Raw genomic sequence first — 24,120 nt, forward strand, 5'->3', positions numbered from 1 at the left:
TTTTTGAATGTTGTAGCAACCACAATTTTACTTTATCTAGTCAGCTCATTTTTAGATTTGGCTTTTGGTACTTTTTTGATTTTTTCTGACTCTTATTTTCTTGTTTCATGATAGTTTTTTAACTTCTTCTGCTACTTTTTGGAGATGCTCTTCACGCATACTTGCTGTATTCACATCCCGGCCGACTTCTCCCAAAATACAGACACGTTTGGTTTTGATCCCACAATGGTTTAAGACGGCATTTTTTAAGACAGAAATGCCGTAACTATCAGGAATGTTGATAGGACCCGAAAAGATTTTGTACCACCAAGTGGGCGCCATGGAGGTTGCGTAAATACTGGCTGTTTTCCCTTTTAATAACTTTTTAAACTGCTTGCCTCTAAGATAATTCCAGATAAAGCCGCCCTGATTATTGGCCGAGTAGGCAATCCCCGGTGTAAAAACCCGATCAATCCAGCCTTTCAGAAGACTAGGCATACTACTCCACCAGATGGGATAAACAAAGATGAAATGATCTGCCCATTGGATTAACTCCTGAGAGCGAAGGATAAACGAATCTTCCTCCATACGTTTTCGATAGCCGTAGCGAAGGACAGGATCAAAGTCCTCTTCATTGAGATTGATCACTTCAAACTCATGATGCGTTGAGTCAATATTGTTTACAATGGTTTGAAAAATAGCTTGGCAGTAACTTTCCTTATCTGGATGTCCATTGATAACTAGAATTTTCATAAGTTCTCTCCTTCATCTCTTTGCTTCATTCTATCTCTTTCACTCTTTATACTCGATTAATTGATAATAGTTCAAATATTGATAGATACGTCTTTAGGAATCTTTATTTGAAGAACACACCATCCGCAATTCCTTAACAGGTTTTCCAAGTTCAAGTATTTTTTCTTGGCCATCAACAGTAAAACCCATTTTTTGATAGAAAGCAATGGCTCGCTTATTATCTTTCAATACCCATAAATAAATTTCAGAAAAATGATCAAGAGTCCTCAAAGCTTCCTTCATTAACTTCTGAGCAATACCTTTTCCATAATAGTCTTTTAAAACATATAAGGCAATAATTTCGCCAGCCTGAATAGTCTCATCACGAAAGTTTCCATAACTGATAAAACCAACTACCTTCATGCCATCCATCGCGATCAATGTATTTTCTGGATATTTTTGACTAAAGAATCGACATCTTTCTAATGTCATCGTCTCCTGAAACTCTGCAGGTAAAAGGTCATCATAAGCCTCTCTCCACGTTTGCCAGTGAACGAGAGATTTTCCTTCTATCTCTTCAGTAGTTTCCATTGTTTTAATGATAATCTTCATTCGCTTTATCCTATCTAATCCAAAGCCTTGACTTCCAACATCATATCACGAATCTGGGCAGCCAGTTCAAAGTCAAGCACTTCGACAGCCTCTTGCATTTGCTTTTCCAGTTTCTTAACAAGCTCCTTGCGTTCTTGTTTGTTAAGGCTATTGATATCGACTTCCTTGTCTTCTTCCTTAGCCACAGCTTTTGTGACAGAAATCAGGTCACGGATTTCTTTCTTAATCGTTTGTGGGACAATGCCGTGTTCTTCATTATAGGCCATCTGGATTTTCCGACGACGAGCTGTTTCATCGATGGCTTTTTGCATAGATTGAGTCATAGTATCAGCATACATGATGACATGCCCTTCGCTATTACGGGCAGCACGACCAATGGTCTGAATAAGTCCACGCTCATTACGAAGGAAACCTTCCTTGTCGGCATCGAGAATAGCAACTAGACTCACCTCTGGAACGTCAATCCCTTCACGAAGGAGGTTAATCCCAACTAAGACATCAAAGACTCCTAAACGCAGGTCACGGATAATCTCCGTTCGCTCCAAGGTTTTGATATCCGAGTGCATGTACTTGACTTTGATGCCCATTTCTTTGAAGTAGTCGGTCAAGTCCTCTGCCATTTTCTTGGTCAAGGTTGTAATAAAGGTACGTTCGTTCTTTTCAACACGGGCATTGATTTCACCTAAGAGATCATCAATCTGTCCCATAGTTGGACGGACTTCAACTTCTGGATCCAAAAGACCTGTTGGACGAATGATCTGCTCAATCACAGTATCCGTTTGTTCCATTTCATAATCACCAGGTGTCGCTGAAACGTAGATAATCTGATGGACATGACTTTCAAACTCTTCACGACGAAGGGGACGATTGTCTAGGGCAGACGGCAGACGGAAACCATAATTCACCAACATTTCCTTACGAGAACGGTCACCATTATACATCCCCTTGATCTGTCCCATGGTCATGTGGCTCTCATCAATCATAATCAGGAAATCATCTGGGAAGAAGTCTAGAAGAGTATAAGGAGGCTCTCCTTCACTTCGACCATCCATATGACGTGAGTAGTTTTCAACGCCGTTTGTATAGCCCATCTCACGGAGCATCTCAATATCGTATTCTGTTCGTTGTTTCAAGCGTTGAGCCTCCAGCAGTTTGCCTTCCTTCTCAAAGATAGCTAGCTGCTCCTCCAACTCAGCTTCAATCTTGGCAATAGCTACTTCCATGTGGTCATCATTGGTCACAAAGTGAGTCGCTGGGAAAATCGCCAAATGATCCACTTCTCCGAGAACCTGACCTGTTAGAGCTTCAACTTCTCGGATACGGTCAATTTCATCTCCGAAGAACTCAACACGAAAGGCATGCTCATCACGAGAGGCTGGAAAAATCTCCACTACATCCCCACGTACACGGAATCTTCCCCGTTGGAAATCAATATCATTGCGTTCGAACTGAATGTCCACCAAGTCATTGAGCAGTTTATCACGAGAAATCTCAAGACCCGGACGCAAACTTACCACGCTATCAGCATATTCCTTCGGAGAACCCAATCCATAAATACAAGAAACAGACGCAACGATTATAACATCATTACGCTCCAACAAAGCTGATGTCGCTGAGTGGCGAAGCTTGTCAATCTCATCATTGACCGAACTATCTTTTTCGATATAGGTATCGCTTGATGGAACATAGGCTTCAGGTTGGTAGTAATCATAGTAAGACACAAAGTACTCAACCGCATTTTCTGGGAAAAATTCTTTGAACTCCCCATAGAGCTGGCCTGCCAGAGTCTTATTGTGGGCGATGACTAGGGTCGGCTTATTGACCTGGGCAATGACCTGGCTCATGGTATAGGTCTTCCCCGTACCAGTCGCCCCCATCAGGATTTGTGCCTTTTCTCCACCCTCGATATTATCCACCAACTGCTCAATGGCCTGCGGTTGGTCACCAGAGGGCTGGTATTTGGATACCAGTTTAAATTTGTTGTCTGTTATTCGATTAATCATAAAAGCCTCATACACATTTTCTATCCTTCTATTTTACCATAAAAAGAAGATACTTTCTGATTCTCAATTTTAGCAATTTATTCAGTTGATGTTATATCTTCTAACATAAAAATATAAAATATTTGCCGAATTTAATTTTTTCTGCTATAATTTGAAAATAACCTGAAAGGAGACATCACATGAAGAAAAAAATCCTAGCATGTTTGCTAATTTTATTTCCCATTTTCTCGTTAGGGCTCGTAAAAGCTGATACTGAGAAAACCAAGTATGTTATCGCCAGCGACTCATCTTTTGCACCTTTTGTTTTCCAGGACTCAAGCAACCAGTACACTGGTATCGATATGGATCTCATCAAGGCTATTGCCAAGGACCAAGGTTTCGAGATTGAAATTACCAATCCTGGGTTTGATGCAGCTATTAACGCTGTTCAAGCTGGACAGGCTGATGGTATCATCGCTGGAATGTCTGTTACGGATGCTCGTAAAGCAACGTTTGACTTTTCAGATTCCTACTACACTGCCAATACCATTCTAGGTGTAAAAGAATCCAGTACTATCGCTTCTTATGAAGACCTCAAGGATAAGACAATTGGTGTAAAAAACGGAACGGCTTCACAAACCTTCCTAACAGAGAACCAAAGCAAATATGGCTACAAGATTAAAACATTTTCTGATGGAGCATCTATGTATGACAGCCTCAATACTGGGGCTATCGATGCCGTGATGGATGATGAGCCTGTTCTCAAATACTCTATCAGCCAAGGTCAAAAATTAAAAACGCCGATCGCTGGAACTCCAATCGGCGAAACAGCCTTTGCCGTCAAAAAAGGAAGCAATCCAGAATTGCTAGAGAAGTTCAATAAGGGACTAGCAAACCTTAAGGCGAATGGAGAATTCCAAAAGATTCTGGATAAATACCTAGCAAGCGACTCTACTACCGCAACCTCAACTGCTGATGAAACGACTATTTGGGGCTTGTTGAAAAACAACTATAAACAACTCCTCAGCGGACTTGGAATTACTCTCTCATTAGCACTTATCTCATTTGCAATTGCGATTGTGATTGGAATTATCTTTGGGATGTTTAGTGTCAGCCCATACAAATCTCTCCGTCTTATCTCTGAGATTTTTGTTGATGTGATTCGTGGTATTCCATTGATGATTCTTGCTGCTTTCATTTTCTGGGGTATTCCAAACTTCATCGAATCAATTACAGGCCAACAAAGCCCAATTAACGACTTCGTAGCTGGTACTATTGCCCTCTCACTCAATGCAGCGGCTTATATCGCTGAAATCGTTCGTGGTGGGATTCAAGCTGTTCCAGTTGGGCAAATGGAAGCCAGTCGCAGTCTTGGTATCTCTTATGGAAAAACCATGCGGAAGATTATCTTGCCACAAGCAACTAAATTGATGTTGCCAAACTTTGTCAACCAATTCGTTATCGCTCTTAAAGATACAACTATCGTATCTGCTATCGGTTTGGTTGAACTATTCCAAACTGGTAAGATTATCATCGCCCGTAACTACCAAAGTTTCAAGATGTATGCTATCCTTGCTATCTTCTATCTTGTAATTATCACGCTTTTGACTAGACTAGCGAAACGCTTAGAAAAGAGGATTCGTTAATGGCAAAACTAAAAATTGATGTAAATGATTTGCATAAGTATTATGGAAAAAATGAGGTTTTAAAAGGAATTACAACTAAATTCTATGAAGGAGATGTTGTTTGTATCATTGGTCCTTCTGGTTCTGGTAAATCCACTTTCCTCCGTAGCCTTAACCTTCTTGAGGAGGTAACGAGCGGTCACATCACTGTGAATGGTTATGATTTGACGGATAAAGCAACGAACGTGGATCATGTTCGTGAAAATATCGGAATGGTGTTTCAACACTTTAATCTCTTCCCACATATGACTGTTTTGGAAAATATCACTTTTGCTCCTATTGAACACAAACGGATGACCAAAGAAGAAGCTGAGAAATTAGGGATGGAGTTGCTAGAAAAAGTTGGACTTGCTGATAAAGCTAATGCAAATCCTGAAAGCTTATCCGGTGGTCAAAAACAACGTGTGGCTATCGCTCGCGGTTTAGCCATGAATCCTGATATTATGCTCTTTGACGAACCAACTTCTGCCCTTGACCCTGAGATGGTCGGTGATGTTCTCAACGTTATGAAAGAGTTGGCTGAACAAGGCATGACCATGATCATCGTAACTCATGAGATGGGATTTGCACGTCAGGTAGCCAATCGTGTTATCTTCACAGCGGATGGAGAATTTCTAGAAGATGGTACACCTGATCAAATCTTTGATAACCCACAACACCCTCGTCTAAAAGAATTTTTAGACAAGGTTCTAAACGCCTAGAAAAGCTGCAAGGTTACACTTGCAGCTTTTTTGTTGCTTATATTGGATTTTTGGATTTTTTAGAAAATTATGATAAAATAGAGGGTATGAAAATGAGGGATTCCTCATGCCTAGTTTGACTAGGAAACAAAATAGAAATTAGGTAGCTGGATGTCATCAAAAGTTATTATTACAATTTTCGGTGCTAGTGGAGATTTAGCTAAACGCAAGCTCTACCCTTCACTTTTTAGACTTTACAAATCAGGTAATTTGTCTGATCATTTTGCTGTTATTGGAACTGCACGTAGACCTTGGAGTAAGGAATATTTTGAGTCTGTTGTAGTCGAATCCATTTTAGACTTGGCAGATAGCGCTGAAGAGGCTCAAGCGTTTGCTAGTCATTTTTACTATCAAAGTCACGACGTTAATGATACCGAACACTATATCGAATTACGCAAGCTTCAAGCTGAGTTAAATGAAAAATATCAAGCTGACCACAACAAGCTCTTCTTCCTCTCAATGGCACCACAATTTTTTGGTACCATCGCTAAACACCTCAAGTCAGAGCAAATCGTTGATGGTAAAGGCTTTGAACGTTTGATTGTTGAAAAACCTTTCGGTACAGACTATGCTACTGCAAGCAAACTAAACGAAGAACTCCTAGCAACATTTGACGAAGAACAAATTTTCCGTATCGACCATTATCTTGGCAAGGAAATGATTCAAAGCATCTTTGCTATTCGCTTTGCCAATATGATTTTTGAAAATGTTTGGAATCGTGAGCATATCGATAATGTTCAGATCACCTTTGCAGAACGTCTAGGTGTTGAAGAGCGTGGTGGCTACTATGATGAATCAGGTGCTCTTCGTGACATGGTTCAAAACCATACCCTCCAACTTCTGTCGCTCCTTGCTATGGACAAGCCAGCAAGCTTTACAAAGGATGACATTCGTGCGGAGAAAATCAAGGTCTTCAAGAACCTTTACCATCCTTCAGATGAAGAACTTAAAGAGCAGTTTATCCGTGGTCAATATCGTTCTGGTAAAGTTGATGGTATGAAATACATTTCTTACCGCAGCGAACCAAATGTAAACCCTGAATCTATGACAGAAACCTTTGCTTCAGGTGCCTTCTTTGTAGATACTGACCGCTTCCGTGATGTACCTTTCTTCTTCCGTACAGGTAAACGTCTAACTGAAAAAGGTACTCACGTGAACATTGTCTTCAAACAAATGGATTCCATTTTTGGAGAACCCCTAGCACCGAATATCTTGACAATCTACATCCAACCAACAGAAGGTTTTTCACTTAGTCTTAATGGGAAAGAAGTTGGAGAAGAGTTCAAACTTGCACCTAATTCACTTGATTACAGAACAGATGCAACTGCAACAGGTGCTTCACCAGATCCATATGAAAAGCTCATCTACGACGTTTTAAATAACAACTCAACTAACTTTAGCCATTGGGAAGAAGTTAGCGCTTCTTGGGAGTTGATTGACCGCATTGAAAAACTTTGGGCTGAAAATGGTGCTCCCCTTCATGACTACAAGGCAGGTAGCATGGGACCACAAGCTAGCTTTGATTTACTTGAAAAATACGGTGCTAAATGGACATGGCAACCTGATCTACCGCTAGCTGACCGACAGTGAAAACCATTATTACCAATACGATATAGAAAACTAACTCGTCCGAGCCGAGATCAAAAAGCCCGCCTGCAACACCGAGATTTGGACCTACGCCTACGACCCGTTCGGACGAAGACTGAGTAAGGAAAGAAAAGACAAACTTGCCTGGAGGAGTTGACGAACATTTATATTCTAATCAAGGGCATAGAGGTCGCTGGACCAATTTGGGGCGCGGTAGGTTAATTGATAGGCGATCAATGTTGCAACAACTTAAAAAATGCACAAGATAGGAGTATATTATTATGTTTAGTTTGAAAACAGCAGTTAAAAATTTTTCTAATATTTATGGTCAACTTTCTCGTAAGGAGATCGATTTTGGGGAAATTATAATTGACGAAAAAATATTACAAGATAATGCGTCTATCATTAACTATTTTTTCAATTTGATAACATTAAATCCTCAAATTCATATAGGTCAGCCATTTAATTTAATTTTTGCATCATCTGAAAATCAAGAAGGCTTAGTAGGATGGCAAGAAGCCATAAACATAGAGAATTATCTCTATATAGCTAATCAAAATGACGAACCTATATTAATTTCAAAGGAAACCCTTGAAATCTTTTCTTTACGATTAGGATCAAAAGAACCTAAAAAAATAGCTTCTTCTTTAGGAGATTTTATACAAACATTGTCTGAAATAATGGCATTGTCGGAAAAATTCTTTTCGAAAAATATTAATAATGATGATTATTTTATTCTAGAGGACGATGAATTTATTGCTGAACTTAATGTTTTTTTTCAGTCAACTAAACTAAGTATTGAAGTAAAAAACTTCTATAATTTTTTCTTTGAATAATTGGGAATAACAAGCAAACCGTAGCCTGCATAAATTTTCAAATTTATAGGTAGCAAGCTTTAGCCCGCATGAAACCTCCAATCCCGAAGCTGTGTGGGCAATTGCTGCCGATATTGCCAAATCTAATGGAGGAACAACATTAGAAATGTTAATTGAAGCTAGAAAAATTATCATGCCTACGTGGGATCAAAATAACCAGGCAAGCATTAAAGCATGGGAAGATATTTCATCAGAGTATACAACATGCGCTTCTGGTACTGTAACAGGTGTTATTGGCAAAGATCTGCGACCAGGAAATATATGGGAAAATAGAGGATTACCCGCTTTGAAGAACAATCCTAATATAACAAAAACAGTAATAATAGATCCTAAAACAAAGATTTCAACTGTTATATTTCAAAGGTGATTACTATGGATGATTTCGTAATTGAAAAAATTTCAAGAGGTATGTTAATTGTTTCTTTAAATGGACATGAAATTTCATTTGAAGGAGAAATGTTCTTTCCAAATAATGAGTTTCATTTTTCCCTATATGCGAAAACAGCAAAATTTACTAAGACCAACCAAATTTTAAGCAAGGAAGAGTTAGATAATATTTTAGAACATTTAAAAAAAGAATTTATTTTAAAAAATAGAGTATTAGACATAATTTTCTAAATTTAATTATCAACTGTAAAGTAGCCCAAGCAAGCAGTAGACCACATGAAACTTCCAATCCCGACGTAAGGTGTGAGGTATGCACACACACGGGTTCTGCCTTTCAGACGCCCCCACCCCCAACAGCAAGCAAGCCGTAGCCCGCATGAAACCTCCAATCCTGACGTAGGGCATTACAGTACACACGAACCCTTGGCACAAGTCCGCGACTTGACAACCGCAGAAGGCGAAAGCCAACAACAAATCCACTACTTCCACTGCGACCAAATCGTCATCCCGCGCGAGATGACCGATAAGAACTGCAACCTCTTATGGTACGGCGAATACACTGCCTGGGGTCGTCTGAAAAAGGGTGAGCGTGTTTATCAGAACGCACATCAGCCGTTCAGATTGCAAAATCAGTATTATGATGAAGAGACCGGGCTGCATTACAACCTGATGCGGTATTACGAGCCTGAGGCCGGGCGGTTTGTGAATCAGGACCCGATTGGGTTGCTGGGCGGGGAGAATCTTTATTGGTTTGCTCCTAATGTACAGGCTTGGGTTGATCCATTAGGATTAAAATGTAGTAAAAGTCATTGGAGTGGTAATAGAGGAAGGGCAAAAGCAGAGCATGATTTGAAAAATAATGGTTTCGAGATCATCGTAGAAGAAGTAACAATGGTTGTTAATAAGAAACGTACTCGAGCTGATTTTGTAGCGAGGGATGGGCATGGTAACATTCACATATTTGAAGTGAAACACGGAAATAGTAGATTAACTAAAAATCAGGCGGCGTCTGGTGTATTTAATCCATCTAGCCCATCGAATACAGTTCATGGTATTGGTGGTGGTGTTATTCGGACATCTCAGGGGACTGCTGGCTCACTTAGAGTTGCTACTGGTTCAGCAAGAGGGGCTCCTTTAGGAGGTAAAGGAGCAACACATAATGCCACTTTTCACTTGTTAAAATATTAATTAATGAAGGATAAATTATGGATTTTGAAGAATTAAGATATCATTTTGAAATTGTGTTAACTGAAAAATTAAAATTTCTGGCAAAGGAATATGGGTTTCGTTCTGGGAAATTAGCTCTGAAAAAGAAAAGTTTGGATAAAAGCGTAGAACTATCTTTAATTTACTCTAAAAAAGGATTAGGATATTACATATCCTCAACAGCTTTTGATAATGAATTAAATACATTTCTTATTGAAAGTGAAATCCCGTACAAATCTAATAATGTGGCAGATACATATCAACTTTTTATCACGACATTATCAGAGAAAAAACCTTCATATCCAATTTCAAGTCAGGGTAATTTGATTAAATTGCCACAGCTATCACAAATGGAGGATGTAATAAATGGTACTGTTAAATTATTACAGCAAGAGTATTTTCCTTTGTTAATAAATTTTTTTGAAATGAAGAAAGAATTGATTGGAGACATTATTTCTAGACCGTCTATATTTAATTATCCTCTTCCTACTTTAATTTTTTGTTGTATTAAGAATAATGTTAATAAATTGGATAAAAATCTGATTTTAAATAAAAATTTAATTAAAAATAAAGAATTTGATTTAGGTTTGCTTGAGAAGGCTGGAATTGTACTTGAATAATGTGAATTACTAACCAACTTGTAATTCTGAAATGTTTTTGAATTTATGATCTGAGTATCTGAGCAAGCTGCAGCCAGCATGAAACTTCTAATCTCAAAGCAAGCCGTAGCTAGCAGTAGCCCGCATTAAACCTCCAATCCTGACGTAGTGTGCGTGCGGTACGCACGCATGCGGTTTCTGTTTTTCAGACGACCTTCATCTTATTTCGTCAAAAATGTGCGCACGAAAGGGTTTTCATATCATACTGCTGCCTTTGAAATAGAATAAAAGGCGTATATAAAATCATGTAGGAAGGATGATTTCGGAAACCAAACGGCAGAAATTTATTTCTAGGAAACAGGCAACAATATTTCGTATAATTATTGGTAAATGTTCCTAATTTTATTAATGTAAATATATTGGAAAGGGTTAATATGAACTACTTGATTAAGCCATATGAATCAATTGGTGATTTTGTATTTGGTACTTCTCTTGAGGAAGTACAAGAAAAATATGGAAAACCAGCAAGAATGGTTGAAGATAATATTATGAATAATAAGGTGGAATATAGAAATGCTTGTGAGTTAGTTTATGAAAACGATAAACTGGTTTATGGATATTGCTTAAAAGATTCTAGTCCCATATTAGGAGATATTGATATATTCAAAAATTCAATCGAAGATCTTAAAGCCATCGATTCAGAATTTATCGAAGGAAAAAAATATATCCTTTTTAAGAATCTCGGAATTTGTATAGGAGGTATGACAGGGAAAAAAATTCCTGAAGGCAAGTTATTAATTGCATTCGATAAAAATCACTTTGATTTTTTTGAATGTTTTATCGAGGTGTAATCGAATTGTAGCCAATGAAACTTCCAATTCCGATGTAGAGTAAGCCGCAGCCTACACAAAACCTTCAGTCCTGACGCAGGGAATGTGCGGTACGTACGCGGTTTCGCCTATCAAAACTACATCAACGAAGACGGATAAAACCGCCAAGAAACCCACTACTTCCACTGCGACCAAATCGGTATCCCAAGAGAGATGACCGACATCCATGGCAATCTGTTTTGGTACGGCGAATACACCGCCTGTGATCGTCTGAAATAAGAAGAAAATCGGAAAAACATGTCCATAACCTTTAACTGGAGTAAACATTATGAGCACAAGAATGCAAACTTTAATAGAAAAAATGGGTGGAGTTGTAAGGGTCGGAGCAAAGCCTTTCGCTCCTTTATCACGAGAAATAATGTCAAAATTTCTAGATATTGATAGAAAAGAATTTTCTGATTATTTAGATTATTTGACGTGTTTTGGAGGAGAGACATATCTAAATGAAGTATTTTATAAATTAACCATGTATGACAATGGGCTACCAAGCTATTGTTATCCCCCTGATTCACCGATAGAAAATGTTGTAATAAAGAAAGGGGAATTTGGTTGTTTCTATGGAGAAGGAGAATCGTATCAAACTGACTATTCATTGAGTGATGCTATAAAAAAAATGGAGAATAGGATTCCTACAAATTTTTTACCTATTGCTGAGAATAACTGCGGAGATAGGATATGTCTTTGTATAAAAGGGGGAAAAATAGGACAAATTTTTTATTGGTATCATGAAAACGAATGGGATGAAGAAGATTATTTTGATGATTTTGGAAAAACTATGCCTGAAGAAGTAAAGATGCAAAATATGTATTTAGTCGGAGAAGATTTGTATGACTGTTTTAATCGTATGGTCTTAGAAGAAGAATAATTGTTTGAAATATTATGTACCTAAAGATATATGTAATTTGTAAACTGAATTATATATTTCTAGCTTTGATTAGCAAATCGTAGACCGGAGAAAACCTTCAGTCCTGACGTAGGATATGTGCGGTACGTACGCGGTTTCGCCTATCAAAACCACATCAACGAAGACGGCGAAAACCGCCAACAAACCCACTACTTCCACTGCGACCAAATCGACATACCGCATGAGATGACTGACATCTACTGCAATCTCTTATGGTACGGCGAATACATCGTCTGGGGTTATCTGAAAAAGGATGAGTGGGTATACAAGAACGTGCACCAGCCGTTCAGACTGCAAAACCAATATGTCGACCGTGAGACTTGGCTGCATTACAACTTCCTCAGGTATTACGATCCTGAGGCCGAGAGGTTTGTGAATCAGGATCCGATTGGGTTGTGGGGTGGGGAGAATCTGTATCAGTTTGCGTTGAATGCCCAAAGATGGGTTGACACTTTAGGATTATCTCCAAGTCGTATTTTAGATAGAGCCCTTGGAGGGAAAAAGGGAGATAGGCTTTCTGCACACAATCTAATTCCTGTAGAAATTTGGGCAGAAAAGAAAGATTTCTTAGATAGAATTGGGCTTCAGGGGCATCGGGATCGGGCTAGTAATGGTTTATTAATACCTGGCAGCAGAGCTGCTTATTTGGATGGAGTAGGAAAAGGTATGAGAGTCTATCATAGTTCTAGTCATCCAAATTATAGCGATATGGTAAGACAGCGGTTAGATGCCATAGAGCAATCACAGATGTCTGATAAAGAGAAGAAAAAAGCTGTTCGCAAGCTTCAAATTGAATTAAGAAGGCGGATTTGGGCAGGAAATGTCCCGCAGGTTACTACATGCAATAGTCAGAAAAATAGAATGAATTAATTTTGGTTATTATGTAATAAAGATTTAAAGATTTAAAGGAGTCATTTCTTATGGATAATTTTTATGCAATGCTAGTAGATTATGAAAGTAAAAGTTGCCCAGGAAAGATGCTTGGTTTATTTTCTACTGACATGATGAATCCTAAAAGTGAATCATTTCATTCAGTAGATATGAGCAAAGAGATTTTTCAAATTAATCAAGAAAAAATATATCTGAACTTATGGAAAAAACGAAAATTAAATTTTGATTATTACTTTGAATCGGCTCATCTTTTTTCACAAGAATGTTGGAGTCTACTTAATAAATACAGAATTGCTCCTCATATTTCCATTCCTGTAATTGTTGCAATTTCTAGTCAAAGCGTAGCTGAAGAAAAAGCTTATAAGCTTGTTGCATTCGAAAACAAGCAATTTTTTGATAACCGAACTTCTGTTTTCCAAATAGGAGAGATGGGAACCATTTTACCTTCTAAAATAAATTTCACTGATATGGAATATGATTTATTTCAGTTAAATGACACTATATTGCATAATATATTAATAGTAAGTGCCAATCTCATGAATGTTTTAAAAAATGCTAACCTCGATGGTTACAAATTCGTCCCTTTGGATGATTTATTAGATACATTCATGAATGACCATAATTTAAGTATAAATGACTTTATTAAGCCCAAACGAGGGAAGCTACCATAGCAAAGCTTATTTCACAGGTGGGATGTTTATCTTCGGGTATGCACAAGATGGTATTCGCCATACAGGTCCAGCCAGTGTGATACGCAATAAACGATCTAATAAGAAATGTTGATTGTTTGACGAAGTTATAACAGAAAGGAATAATGAAAATGAAAATTAAGAGTTTGGTTGAAAAAATGGGTGGAGTTCAAAGGTTTACATTTGAACCACTGATTCCTACATCTAGAAAATCGATGTCTAAATTTTTAGATATTACTAAAGAAGAATTTTCTGATTATTTGGATTATCTTGAATTATTTGGTGGAGAGACAGGATTTATAAAAGAATTTAAGTTAACACCATATAGTAATTTTCCTGAATATTGTTATCCGGATGATGATGTTCCTGTGGGTGGTAATATTGAATGGAGTGGAGGCGATTTAGGTTTCTTTTATGGTGAAAATATAAACTACCAAAAAAACTCCCTAATTAGTGAGAGGCTTGAAAAATATAAAAATAGAATACCAGATAATTTTCTACCGATATCAAGTAATGAATTTGGTGATTTGATTTGTCTATGTACTCAAGGAAAAAGAATTGGGCAAATTTTCTATTGGGATCATGAAAATGAATGGGATGAAGAAGATTATTTTGATGAATTTGGTGTGCCAATGCCTGAAAAAGTGAAATTTCAAAATATCTATTTAATTGGTAAAAATCTATATGATTGCTTTAGCAGAATGATTCCAGTTTAATAATTGAAGCAAGCCGTAGCCTACACAAAACCTTTAGTTCTGACATAGAGTGTGTGGCACAAATGTAAGCGATTACTCCTATCAAAGCCACATCAACGAAGACAGCGAAAACCGCCAACAAACCCACTACTTCCACTGCGACCAAATCGGCATCCCAAGAGAGATAACCGATAAGGACGACAATCTGGTTTGATTCGTGTAATTCCCATAGTTGTTGGGGTTGTTTCTAAAGTAATATCAAAAGTTGCTTCAAAGCTAAAATGTGGCAAATGTGTAAAAAATACTTCTCATGTACATCCATTACGCCAAGCATATATTAAAGAAGTGAATGGTTTGAAGGCGTTAGGAGAAAAAATGGCTCGTAAGGGTATCGATAAGGAAATTATTGTACGAACGTTGCATTCGAAAAGACGTGAGCTAGGAGTAAAGTATAAAAACTTAACCCCACCTGATAAATTAAAAGAAATATATGCTAGAAATGTGGAAAAATATGGTGATAAACAAGGTCCATCTATAGATTGGTTGCGTAAAAAAGGAAAATCTTGGGATGATATTATTGAGTCTGCATCACGAACAGGCGGGAAGGATTTAGGATTATGATCAATGAGTCTATTGTTATTGGCAATGAATATGATGAAAAACTTATTAAATCATTATTTTTAACTTTGCAAGAGATAGGTGCGGTTAAAAAGGATGAATCTTCAGCATTAGTAGGTTCTCAGGATTACTATTTGGCAAGATACGAAGTAAATAATTTAATTTTAACTGTCGAAATTGAAACATACATAGGAGTAACATTAAGTGGTCCTTCTAATGTAGTAAGAGAGATTAGTAATAAATTAAAAAGGAAATAAAGTGTGATAAGCAAGCCGTAGCCCGAACAAAACCTTCAAATTCTGATGTTAGTTTCTGTTCCGTTTCCGCTTTTCAGACGGCCTCGAATGAGAAACAGGGTTGCATTACTACTTCTTCAGGTATTATAAGCCTGAAGCGGGTCGGTTTGTAAACCAGGACTCGATCGGGTTGGATGGTGGAGATAATCTTTATTGGTTTGCTCCGAGTGTACAGGCTTGGGTTGACCCGTTAGGATTAGCTACTCGACCTAATAATGGGAAATACCATATTTTCTTTGACCATAAGTTAGATTCAGGAATTAGATATTCAAGTGATGCTGTGCAATTTAATGATGCAAATAAGGCATTTATTAAAAAAATGGAATCTAACCCATCATTTAAACGGGATATGCTTAATCGTTATCCTGAATTAAAAGAATGGATGAAATCTGGAGATATGAGTTCAAGTCCCAATTGGGGAAAAGGTAAAAATAAACAGGGACTAACATGGCATCATCATGAGGATACAAAAAGGTTGGTACTGGTTGATTATAATGACCATAGAAGAAATCATGGTCTATATCACCCACAAAGAAAAGGCGGAAGAAGTATATGGGGAGGTGGTAGACCAGGTCGGCGAGGAAAATTAAACGGTCGCACTGGTAAACCATTAGGTAAATGTTAATTTAACCACAGAAGGAACAAAAAATGAATTTAGATAATTTTTTTAGAAGAAAAATTAGCATATCAGAAATTATTGATTGTGCTAGATTATTTAATGATGAAGATACTGATAAATTTGCAAAATTTCCATACATATATATTTCCTCTGATGAAGATGAGAGTATCCTTGATTTAGAGACGGTTTGTTATTTGGATAACGGTCCAAAAATAGTGGATGGAAAAGAAGTTTTTCCTGATTTTGTAAATGAGAATGGATTGGATATTTTATGTAGTGGGGATGTATTTATGGATATTTACGATGACTTAGATGAACGGTATCCAAATTTTACAAAAGATCAATTTATTGATGCTCTAAATTATTACATGGATAATGATGATTACATTGAATTTTAAATCTATAATTCAGCTAGCAGTAGCCCGCATGAAACCTCCAATCCCGACGTAGGGTGTGTGCAGAACGCACGCACGCGGTTTCTGTTTTTCAGACGGCCTCACTATCTTCTTTGAGGTCGTCTGAACTATTTGTTCTTTAACAAACTCATCTAAAACTAGCTATGAATTGGCGAAAGTTGATGGAAATGGCAAGCATCCATATTTTGCAGAAGATAGAAAAGCATTTGGTAAAGATAGAAGGCAATATCGGAAAGATAGAGCAAAAGCAGAAAAAAGGCAAAGAAGGAAAGTTGGGGGATGTTAATGTTAATTTACCCATATTTACAAAAGAGAGGTTTGTTATGTTAGATGATGATTTTAAGGAGTATCTTAATGATGAATTTGGTAGAATATTCCCAGAAAGTCAGGAGGAATATCGTAAATTATTCAAAGGGTTAGGTTTTGGGGAGGTAAATCATGACTTCATTGAATTTTGGGCAACATATAGTGATGAAATTTATGGGAAAATTGGATATTTAGTTGATTTAGCAATGGATTTAGAGGATTTTTCAAGTAGCCAAACAGAAATTTTGAGAAAAAATATTGGCTTACCTGATAATTATTTTTCCCTGTTGAATAATGAGTTGGATGATTATATCCTGTATGATAAAAATACCGATGAAGTTTTTTTTGTAGAGGCTCCCACTATTCAAAAATTTATAGAAAATAAACAATTTAGCAAACATTGGGATAACTTTGAATATTTTATTAAAGATTATCTAAATTATAATACTTAAGATGTTTGAGCAGCCGTAGCCCGCACAAAACCTTTAGTCCTGACATAGAGTGTGCGGCACAAATGTAAGCGATTACTCCTATCAAAGCCACATCAACGAAGACAGCGAAAACCGCCAACAAACCCACTACTCCCACTGTGACCAAATTGGCATCCCAAGAGAGATAACCAGTGACGAAGATAACCTGGTTTGGTTTGGGAATTATTATGGTTGCGGTAAACCGAAGAGTGAAACCAACATATCCGGAACTGCTCACCCACCCTTCCACCTGCAAAACCAGTACGCTGATCGTGAAACAGGGTTGCACTACTACTTCTTCAGGTATTACGAGCCTGAGTCGGGGCAGTTTGTGAATCAGGACCCGATTGGGTTTCCTGGTGGACAAATACAAAAATATATTAATGACTTAGAAAGTTTAATAAGACAATGAATCATGAGCAATTTATAAAAAAGATTAATATAGTTTTAGTCGAAATTGATAAAATGATTAATAATTGTGATGAATATAGTTATACAAATAAACAGCAGTTAGTTTCTATAAAAAATGAACTATCTGACATGATTAATTATCTAAATTCAGAAACTATTTTTCAACAAAAAAAAGGAAAAGAATTTTTATTGTCTCGGATAGTAATTGATTCTTGGCCATTTAATAATGAGGTTGGTAAACTCCTTGTAGAATTAGAAGAAGATTTCAATTCTTTGACTATAAAAATGCCTAAGTTAAAAATTTTGAATGAAACTCCTTTAGACTTTCAAGAAAATTTTTTGTTTGACGAATGGGAAGTCAGTTATCTTGATTTGATGGAAGTAAATCAAGGTTCTCCCTTAGTTGGAAGTCTATCCATTAACGGTCAAGTTATTATTAAAGAACAGGGGTTTGGAGGGCCTTTGTTGTATTCCAATAGAAAAATATATATTCCTATTTTCATTAGACGATTTTGTCTAGTTGGATTTAGGCTTGCAATATTAAATTTAGATGATTTATCCATTGAGTATATTGGTGGTATCGAAGACTTGGTTTATCTGAAAGAGATAAAAGATAATAGAATTTATTTCTATACAGATATATATAAAAGCACAGAAAAGAATTTAACTTTATATGAACAAATATAACTCAAGAAAATGCTGTAAACATCATAGCCAAAGGACTTCTATGTTAATTAAATTTAAAGAATTTATTCAAAAGTATTGGATAAGTATTTTAATTTCTTGGTTTTTCATTTGGTTATGGATGGCCTATTATGGAGATAACACGATAGTTAAGTTGGTCGTGTTTCCGATCATCTCTTTCTTTCTAGTTATTTTATTTCATTTAGAATTAGAAAGAAAAAATATTAAATATCTATCCATAATTCAAATGTTAATTGGGATGTTGCTGGGATTAGCTATACAAATCAAAAGTGAGAGTTTTATGCTCTTTGAAGGATTGATATTCGGAGGAATTTGGGGATTAACAACACCCTTTTGGGTAAAAATATTTTTATTTTTAAGAAAAAAGATAGGAAATTATGTATAACAAGGCATAAGTTAGGGTAGTTACCAACAAACAACCTAAAGGTCGTCTGAAAAACGAAGAAGTTTCATACGGCCTCGAAGATGCCACCAGATTCGTTTGGGATGGCAAGTATACCTATATCTACACCCACGGATTCCTACGAGTCTTTAGCACAAATTCGATACTGGAGCAACGATTAGAAAGATTGGCTACCATTGCTAAAAATAAAAAATGGAATAAAAAGAAAATCTCAGAAAAAATATTAAAAATGCAAAACGAATTAGGAGAAGCTTTTAGAACTGGCAAATATATTTGTGCTGCACCAATTTCTAAAAGTAATAGTAAGAAAGGAAAAAATGATGACTCTTTATCAAATATACTCTGCTATTGATAATGAAGAAGCGTATGTGGACTTAAAACAGGATGATAGAAAAATTGTAGAATTTATTAATTACAATAAAGGTAATTATACAGATGAAGCAGTTTTTATAGCTCAGAGTGGATATACCTCCAAAAATATTTCTAATACAGATTATATTCAAACAATTCCTAAGATGTTATTGTTCTCTGAAACTTTCATTAATAAATTGGCTGATAAATTAAAAGATGAATTAGATTTTTTTCCGGCTAAACTTAGAATCAAGAATGATGAATTTAAATTTTTCCTTGGAAAGATTAAATTAACTGCTAGATTAGTAGATATGGAAAAATCAAATTTTTATGAAATAGATGGAGAGAAGTTTATTGATTATCCACCTGTATTTTTAGGAAATATATCTGGTTTTGAGTTTTGTGCAAAAGATATAAATGATGATTTAATTTGGGCTTTTTCTGATAAATTCAAAGAATTAGTTATTAGTAATAATTTGAAGATGGAATTTCTTCCTCTAACATGAAATACTCTGTAAGTAAGTTATAGCAAGCCGTAACCTGCATGAAACCTCCAATCCCGACGTAGGGTACGTGCGGTACGCACGTACGCGGTTTTGCCTGTCTAAACCACATCAACGATGACGGAGAAGTCGACAACAATCCCACTACTTCCACTGCGACCAAATCGGTATACCTCGCTAGAAGACCGACATCCACGGCAATCTCTTGTGGTACGGCGAATATACCGCCTGGGGTCGTTTGAAAAAGGATAATCGAGTTTATAATGATGCGGCACTAAATCTAGATGGAACTATTCACGATAAACATCGAGGAATCCCCCCATTCTCCAAAGATGATAGAGATTTCTTATTTTGCCAAGGATGGAAAACATAATGGAATACTTAAAACTATTAACAAAGTTAGCAAAAACTGAAAAATCATATCAGTATGATGAAATTATTAAATTACTTAAGCATCCTGTTGAATTTGAGGAAATTCCTTTGATTACTAGAACTGGAAGAGAAAAACCATTTTTGAAAATGCTATCCCCAAAACAGTTGAATTTGTTCTTTTTAAATACTGCAATATTTTACATTAATAATATAAATTTAATGGCAAAAGATATTTTGATAGATAACGATTTATCAATATGTATAACATACCCGGATATAAGTTCTGAATTACATAATCTATATAGTTTTTATATACCCAACATATGTATTTATAGGTCGAAATATGAAAATACATTTAAAAATTATCCAGTCTTAAATTTAGAAAATTTCTCATGGTTACATGAATATTCATCTGATTTTAATTATAAAGACATTTTTAACATTGTTTACTCTAAATTTGATGACGGTTTTGGCCATGAAATTTTTAGGGTATTTATATTAAAAAAGGAGGATATTTAAAACAAGCGTAAATAGAATTAGCCCCCTCCTAACGCATACATTAAGGTTGTCTGAAACCCTAAACCCTCACTCACCCAGCTTTCAGACGACCCATCCCCAACAGGAGAAAGCCACCAACAAACCCACTACTTCCACTACGACCAAATCGGGATGCCGCGCACCCACCCTTCCGATTGCAAAATATCCTTGTCCACACTTGCATGTAGCTACTGCCAGGATGGATGGAAATCTTGGTCAAAAAAGAAATAATGGGAATGGTACATTTTCTTGGAAGTACTACAAAGATAATGTAACCGAACAACATAGGAAATGGTATCATGACAACTTTAGAAAATAAGATCTTTACTTTAAAACAGAATCATTTAATGAAAAGAATGAAAGAAATTCATTTTTTAAATAATTTAATTTCAGATTCTGAAAAAATTATTCCATATCCACTCTCATGTGACATAATAAATCGTACTTTTACCCCCTATAGAAATATAGAATTATCAAAAGAAAATTTTAGTTTATCGATAAAAAATGAATTATTAAATTTTTTTGCACCAGTGGAAAATGATATTGCTTATGTATACTTTTATGGAGGAATAAATGATTCGGCTGAAATACCAATAGAATTATTCCCCTTGTTTATTATCAAAATAAAAAATATTAGCAATTGGCTAGAATTAATAAACAAACCTAATTTTTATTGTTTAAAATTATTTAGTCATAAAATAGATAAAGTTATCGATATATCTCTACTCGACAATGAGGAAGATGTGTTATCTATTTCTATTGGACTGAACGCTTAACTTTAAAAATAAATAAACTATTCCAGAAGAAGCAGGCTTTGTATAACTGAAAGGTATTTAGCATGAAAGAATTATTAAAAAAACTTGAAAATAATAGTTTTATTTATAAGGTCAGAATGGATCTTGAATTCGATGTAAAGGATTACCAAGAATTATAAAAATTTTATATGAATACTATTTTTAAACTAAATGAAAAATTGGAAAACTCACCCTCTATTTTAAGTATTGAGGATGAATTATTTTTTATTGATAGATTGCAAACATTACCTATTGATGAAATTAGGGAAAATAAAGAAATATTTAAGAGAATTATCTCAGCTATCCAAGAATCTCACCAAGACAACGGGATATTTGAAATAACAGATGAAAATATTAAGATTTTCTTTGAATTTGTTATCTGGATTAGAAATTTAAAAAAACTATATCACCTTGATTTTGAGAAATATATAGATGGGTTAGATACAAATTTTGATGGTTCACAACAAATTTGATCCTCAAATGAAAAAATTATACAGCAAGCCGTAGTCTGCATACATATAGTGTGCATATCTCAAGGCACACACGGCCTCTTGTTCCAATGACTTATCAAGTCGTCTGAAAGAGGAAACCAAGGTAACGAATAGCTCTTACCAAACCTTCCGCCTGCAAAACCAGTATTGCGACCTTGAGACGGGGCTGCATTACAACTTCTTCAGGTATTACGACCTGATGCAGGACGGTTTGTGAATCAGGATCCGATTGGGTTGTTTGGTGGAGATAATCTATATCAGTTTGCGCCGAATTCCATTGGGTGGATTGATACTTTAGATTTAGCACGTTGAGGAACTTACAGAGGAGAGAGAGGGAGCCATAAAGGATGAGAAACTAATCACTCTCCAGCTTGGGGAACATATAAAGATTTACCAAATAGACCATCTTATGGTTCTGCACCTGCGTATCATATGGATAAATCAGATCATAGAGGCATGTCAAGTACAGGGAGTTCAACTACTGCTCGTCGTTGGAGAGCGCAACAAAGACAATTTATCCTTCAAGGTCGATGGGATTTGGCTATGGATATGGATATTGTTGAGACTAAGAGGAAATTTATAGATAAATATGATAAGAGATTGAGAAGGATGGTGCGAGAAGCTGTTAGACAGAAATTAATCACTAAATATCAAGCATCTAAACTAAGAAAGGTCATTGGAAAATGCAAGTGAATGAAGTTAAAATTATTCCTTTTAAAGGCATAGATTTAGGTAATCGTTTTTTTCAGCTTGGAAATACGATGGAGCAAATTATTGCTAAATATGGAGAGGCAGCAAAGGTTATAGAAGATAGCATTCTTAAAATTACTTCTGAATATAGAGATGCCTGCACATTAGAATATAAAAATAATAAATTAGTTAGCATTATTTGTAGTAAACATCTGAATCCAATATTTGATAATTTAAATCTTTTTGAGCCTGAAAATATTAAAAAATTAAAAGAAGAATATGATTGCATTGATGGAAAAGCATATATTACATTTCCCACTTTAGGTATTTCCATAGGTGGCATGTCCAAAAAAAGGATACCTGAAGGTAAAGTTGTTATAGTCTTCGTAAAAGAGGAGATAGATACTTATGAATTTTTTGCTAATGAGGATTGAGAAGCTGTTGCTCGCGTAAATCCAAGCCGTAGCCTGCATAAACTCTTAAGTCCTGACGTAGAGGGTGTGCGGTATGCACGCACACGGTTTTGCCTATCTACACCACATCATCGAAGACGGAGAAAGCGGCCAACAAGCCCACTACTTCCACTGCGACCAAATCGGCATCCCAAGAGAGATGACCGATAAGGACGGCAATTTGTTGTGGTTCGGCAACTACACCGGCTGGGGTCGTCTAAAAGAGGAAATCAAGGTAACAGATAGCGCATACCGTCCTTCTGCTTGCAAAACCAATATGCCGATGCTGACTACAACTTCTTCAGGTATTACGAGCCGGAGGCGGGTCGGTTTGTGAACCAGGACCCGATCGGGTTGGATAGCTGTGATAACCTTTATTGGTTTGCACCGAATGTGGCTATGTGGCTTGAACCTTGGGGATTAGCAAAACTTGGTTCTGGAAAGTGTTAAGAAACAATATGATAAGGAATTATTTATGGAAATTATTTCAAAAAACACGTATTACAAGATAGAAGATGGTATTCTTACCATTGCTTTTGCAGATAGTAAAAAACCTAATCCTAATAATTACTTAATCTTGCAAAGAGAAGTTGACAACTTAGAATACTATTATTATGAAATAAACAGTCAGCAATATTCAGGAATAGGTGGCTTCAAAAAGGTAGAGATTTATTCTGATAAATTAGTTATTTATTTTCAAGAAAAACAAAAAATTTATCAAAATAGTATTGAAAATCTAATTATTACTTATCAACCTGATAAAAGATTAAATGAATATATTGAGTATATTTTTGGAGAATCCGATTGTGAGGTTATAGTTTGCTAATTAAAAATAAATCTATGTGGAACCCAGTAGAAATTTCATTTGATGAGTCCGATGATGAAGGTTTGTCATATATCTACTTTGATTTGGGAAATTTTCATTATTTCACCCTAACCTTCAATCAAGATGAAGATGATCAAATATATCTTGAATTCAATGAACAAACGTTTTCAATTGAAAATAATAACGTTACTTATGATTTAAAAGGTAATATCTTATCATTCGATTTTGGCGAAGATATTCAGAAATCTTTGAAAATCGAGAAACATATTGATATTGAAATAAATATAGACACTAATATGGTTTCATTTAGGAAAACACTAGAAAATATTTTTTTAGCAAAAAACAGAATATAACTTGTATAGGTAAGCAAGCTGTAGCCTGAACAAAAACTTTCAGTCCTAAGGAGT

General features: G+C 35.9%; 36 protein-coding genes. 32 read left to right on the forward strand and 4 right to left on the reverse strand.

Annotated features, from left to right (window positions below; all coding sequences use genetic code 11):
• Positions 1-105: 105 nt before the first annotated feature.
• The 3 genes from NGI26_RS04610 to uvrB form a co-directional block, all read right to left on the reverse strand.
• On the reverse strand, positions 106-732 hold the full coding sequence (locus tag NGI26_RS04610; protein ID WP_251936672.1) for an NAD(P)H-dependent oxidoreductase: 627 nt from the start codon (positions 730-732) through the stop codon (positions 106-108).
• A 93-nt stretch (positions 733-825) separates the two neighbouring features.
• On the reverse strand, positions 826-1,323 hold the full coding sequence (locus NGI26_RS04615; protein WP_251936688.1) for a GNAT family N-acetyltransferase: 498 nt from the start codon (positions 1,321-1,323) through the stop codon (positions 826-828).
• Between the two features lie 14 nt (positions 1,324-1,337).
• The gene (gene uvrB, locus NGI26_RS04620) at positions 1,338-3,326 is read right to left on the reverse strand and encodes an excinuclease ABC subunit UvrB (protein ID WP_251936703.1); all 1,989 of its coding nucleotides are present in this window, start codon (positions 3,324-3,326) and stop codon (positions 1,338-1,340) included.
• 179 nt (positions 3,327-3,505) lie between these two features.
• Here uvrB and NGI26_RS04625 point away from each other — a divergent pair, with 179 nt between their 5' ends.
• From NGI26_RS04625 to NGI26_RS04665, 9 genes are all read left to right on the forward strand, one after another.
• On the forward strand, positions 3,506-4,951 hold the full coding sequence (locus NGI26_RS04625) for an amino acid ABC transporter substrate-binding protein/permease (RefSeq protein WP_251936705.1): 1,446 nt from the start codon (positions 3,506-3,508) through the stop codon (positions 4,949-4,951).
• Complete coding sequence (locus NGI26_RS04630; protein ID WP_251936707.1) at positions 4,951-5,691, forward strand: amino acid ABC transporter ATP-binding protein; 741 nt, start codon at positions 4,951-4,953, stop codon at positions 5,689-5,691. Before NGI26_RS04625 ends, NGI26_RS04630 begins: the two co-directional genes overlap by 1 nt.
• Before the next feature lie 150 nt (positions 5,692-5,841).
• Positions 5,842-7,320 (forward strand): glucose-6-phosphate dehydrogenase, encoded by a 1,479-nt coding sequence (gene zwf / locus NGI26_RS04635; protein WP_251936711.1) that lies wholly within the window; start codon positions 5,842-5,844, stop codon positions 7,318-7,320.
• A gap of 278 nt (positions 7,321-7,598) precedes the next feature.
• Complete coding sequence (locus NGI26_RS04640) at positions 7,599-8,153, forward strand: hypothetical protein (RefSeq protein ID WP_049228865.1); 555 nt, start codon at positions 7,599-7,601, stop codon at positions 8,151-8,153.
• Between the two features lie 91 nt (positions 8,154-8,244).
• Positions 8,245-8,559 (forward strand): hypothetical protein, encoded by a 315-nt coding sequence (locus tag NGI26_RS04645; RefSeq protein WP_251936714.1) that lies wholly within the window; start codon positions 8,245-8,247, stop codon positions 8,557-8,559.
• Positions 8,560-8,564: 5 nt separating this feature from the next.
• Complete coding sequence (locus tag NGI26_RS04650) at positions 8,565-8,810, forward strand: hypothetical protein (RefSeq protein WP_004694811.1); 246 nt, start codon at positions 8,565-8,567, stop codon at positions 8,808-8,810.
• Between the two features lie 192 nt (positions 8,811-9,002).
• Positions 9,003-9,767, forward strand: coding sequence for an RHS repeat-associated core domain-containing protein (locus tag NGI26_RS09195; RefSeq protein ID WP_286009839.1), 765 nt, complete (start codon positions 9,003-9,005; stop codon positions 9,765-9,767).
• Positions 9,768-9,784: 17 nt separating this feature from the next.
• A complete protein-coding gene (locus NGI26_RS04660) occupies positions 9,785-10,405 on the forward strand; it encodes a hypothetical protein (RefSeq protein WP_251936716.1) in 621 nt (206 codons plus the stop codon).
• A gap of 413 nt (positions 10,406-10,818) precedes the next feature.
• Positions 10,819-11,235 (forward strand): CTP synthase, encoded by a 417-nt coding sequence (locus NGI26_RS04665; protein WP_251936719.1) that lies wholly within the window; start codon positions 10,819-10,821, stop codon positions 11,233-11,235.
• 51 nt (positions 11,236-11,286) lie between these two features.
• Here the strand turns inward: NGI26_RS04665 and NGI26_RS09310 are convergent, their stop codons facing one another.
• Positions 11,287-11,541 carry a hypothetical protein gene (locus NGI26_RS09310; RefSeq protein WP_502961301.1) on the reverse strand — a complete coding sequence of 85 codons (255 nt, stop codon included), beginning with the start codon at positions 11,539-11,541 and terminating at the stop codon, positions 11,287-11,289.
• A 1-nt stretch (position 11,542) separates the two neighbouring features.
• On the opposite strand from NGI26_RS09310, the gene NGI26_RS04675 reads away from it, so the two are divergent.
• From NGI26_RS04675 to NGI26_RS04785, 23 genes are all read left to right on the forward strand, one after another.
• On the forward strand, positions 11,543-12,139 hold the full coding sequence (locus NGI26_RS04675; RefSeq protein WP_251936722.1) for an SMI1/KNR4 family protein: 597 nt from the start codon (positions 11,543-11,545) through the stop codon (positions 12,137-12,139).
• A gap of 225 nt (positions 12,140-12,364) precedes the next feature.
• Positions 12,365-13,048 (forward strand): RHS repeat-associated core domain-containing protein, encoded by a 684-nt coding sequence (locus NGI26_RS04680; RefSeq protein WP_251936724.1) that lies wholly within the window; start codon positions 12,365-12,367, stop codon positions 13,046-13,048.
• A gap of 50 nt (positions 13,049-13,098) precedes the next feature.
• Entirely contained in the window at positions 13,099-13,740 is a 642-nt protein-coding gene (locus NGI26_RS04685) for an Imm43 family immunity protein (RefSeq protein WP_251936727.1), read from the forward strand.
• A 149-nt stretch (positions 13,741-13,889) separates the two neighbouring features.
• Positions 13,890-14,474, forward strand: coding sequence for an SMI1/KNR4 family protein (locus NGI26_RS04690; RefSeq protein ID WP_251936730.1), 585 nt, complete (start codon positions 13,890-13,892; stop codon positions 14,472-14,474).
• A 189-nt stretch (positions 14,475-14,663) separates the two neighbouring features.
• Positions 14,664-15,074 carry a hypothetical protein gene (locus tag NGI26_RS04695; protein ID WP_251936733.1) on the forward strand — a complete coding sequence of 137 codons (411 nt, stop codon included), beginning with the start codon at positions 14,664-14,666 and terminating at the stop codon, positions 15,072-15,074.
• Positions 15,071-15,328: a hypothetical protein gene (locus NGI26_RS04700; RefSeq protein WP_251936737.1), complete on the forward strand. Its 258-nt coding sequence runs from the start codon at positions 15,071-15,073 to the stop codon at positions 15,326-15,328. Before NGI26_RS04695 ends, NGI26_RS04700 begins: the two co-directional genes overlap by 4 nt.
• A gap of 100 nt (positions 15,329-15,428) precedes the next feature.
• Complete coding sequence (locus NGI26_RS04705) at positions 15,429-15,992, forward strand: RHS repeat-associated core domain-containing protein (protein ID WP_251936740.1); 564 nt, start codon at positions 15,429-15,431, stop codon at positions 15,990-15,992.
• Between the two features lie 23 nt (positions 15,993-16,015).
• Positions 16,016-16,384 (forward strand): DUF7716 domain-containing protein, encoded by a 369-nt coding sequence (locus tag NGI26_RS04710; protein ID WP_070515436.1) that lies wholly within the window; start codon positions 16,016-16,018, stop codon positions 16,382-16,384.
• 161 nt (positions 16,385-16,545) lie between these two features.
• Positions 16,546-17,160, forward strand: a complete 615-nt coding sequence (locus NGI26_RS04715; protein ID WP_251936760.1) for a hypothetical protein — start codon at positions 16,546-16,548, stop codon at positions 17,158-17,160.
• 49 nt (positions 17,161-17,209) lie between these two features.
• On the forward strand, positions 17,210-17,590 hold the full coding sequence (locus NGI26_RS04720; protein ID WP_251936764.1) for an RHS repeat domain-containing protein: 381 nt from the start codon (positions 17,210-17,212) through the stop codon (positions 17,588-17,590).
• Entirely contained in the window at positions 17,587-18,276 is a 690-nt protein-coding gene (locus NGI26_RS04725) for a hypothetical protein (protein ID WP_251936767.1), read from the forward strand. The genes NGI26_RS04720 and NGI26_RS04725 overlap by 4 nt, the downstream gene beginning before the upstream one ends.
• A 40-nt stretch (positions 18,277-18,316) precedes the next feature.
• Positions 18,317-18,679 (forward strand): cytochrome C biogenesis protein, encoded by a 363-nt coding sequence (locus NGI26_RS04730; RefSeq protein WP_251936770.1) that lies wholly within the window; start codon positions 18,317-18,319, stop codon positions 18,677-18,679.
• 184 nt (positions 18,680-18,863) lie between these two features.
• Positions 18,864-19,049 carry a hypothetical protein gene (locus NGI26_RS04735; protein WP_251936774.1) on the forward strand — a complete coding sequence of 62 codons (186 nt, stop codon included), beginning with the start codon at positions 18,864-18,866 and terminating at the stop codon, positions 19,047-19,049.
• Positions 19,018-19,554, forward strand: a complete 537-nt coding sequence (locus NGI26_RS04740; protein WP_251936777.1) for a hypothetical protein — start codon at positions 19,018-19,020, stop codon at positions 19,552-19,554. Before NGI26_RS04735 ends, NGI26_RS04740 begins: the two co-directional genes overlap by 32 nt.
• Positions 19,555-19,923: 369 nt before the next feature.
• Positions 19,924-20,442, forward strand: coding sequence for an Imm15 family immunity protein (locus NGI26_RS04745; RefSeq protein WP_251936780.1), 519 nt, complete (start codon positions 19,924-19,926; stop codon positions 20,440-20,442).
• Positions 20,443-20,759: 317 nt separating this feature from the next.
• A complete protein-coding gene (locus tag NGI26_RS04750; RefSeq protein WP_251936783.1) occupies positions 20,760-21,236 on the forward strand; it encodes a hypothetical protein in 477 nt (158 codons plus the stop codon).
• 167 nt (positions 21,237-21,403) lie between these two features.
• Positions 21,404-21,727, forward strand: coding sequence for a hypothetical protein (locus NGI26_RS04755; protein WP_006148361.1), 324 nt, complete (start codon positions 21,404-21,406; stop codon positions 21,725-21,727).
• Between the two features lie 450 nt (positions 21,728-22,177).
• Positions 22,178-22,438, forward strand: coding sequence for a hypothetical protein (locus NGI26_RS04760; RefSeq protein WP_251936786.1), 261 nt, complete (start codon positions 22,178-22,180; stop codon positions 22,436-22,438).
• A complete protein-coding gene (locus NGI26_RS04765) occupies positions 22,435-22,869 on the forward strand; it encodes a CTP synthase (RefSeq protein ID WP_251936789.1) in 435 nt (144 codons plus the stop codon). Before NGI26_RS04760 ends, NGI26_RS04765 begins: the two co-directional genes overlap by 4 nt.
• Positions 22,870-22,942: 73 nt before the next feature.
• Entirely contained in the window at positions 22,943-23,224 is a 282-nt protein-coding gene (locus tag NGI26_RS04770) for an RHS domain-containing protein (protein ID WP_251936792.1), read from the forward strand.
• Positions 23,221-23,337 (forward strand): hypothetical protein, encoded by a 117-nt coding sequence (locus NGI26_RS04775; RefSeq protein WP_251936795.1) that lies wholly within the window; start codon positions 23,221-23,223, stop codon positions 23,335-23,337. The genes NGI26_RS04770 and NGI26_RS04775 overlap by 4 nt, the downstream gene beginning before the upstream one ends.
• A gap of 25 nt (positions 23,338-23,362) precedes the next feature.
• The gene (locus NGI26_RS04780; RefSeq protein WP_251936798.1) at positions 23,363-23,713 is read left to right on the forward strand and encodes a hypothetical protein; all 351 of its coding nucleotides are present in this window, start codon (positions 23,363-23,365) and stop codon (positions 23,711-23,713) included.
• A gap of 14 nt (positions 23,714-23,727) precedes the next feature.
• Positions 23,728-24,066: a hypothetical protein gene (locus NGI26_RS04785; protein WP_251936802.1), complete on the forward strand. Its 339-nt coding sequence runs from the start codon at positions 23,728-23,730 to the stop codon at positions 24,064-24,066.
• Positions 24,067-24,120: the final 54 nt, after the last annotated feature.

It is taken from the genome of Streptococcus sp. Marseille-Q0941, assembly GCF_943736975.1.
Classification (GTDB): domain Bacteria; phylum Bacillota; class Bacilli; order Lactobacillales; family Streptococcaceae; genus Streptococcus.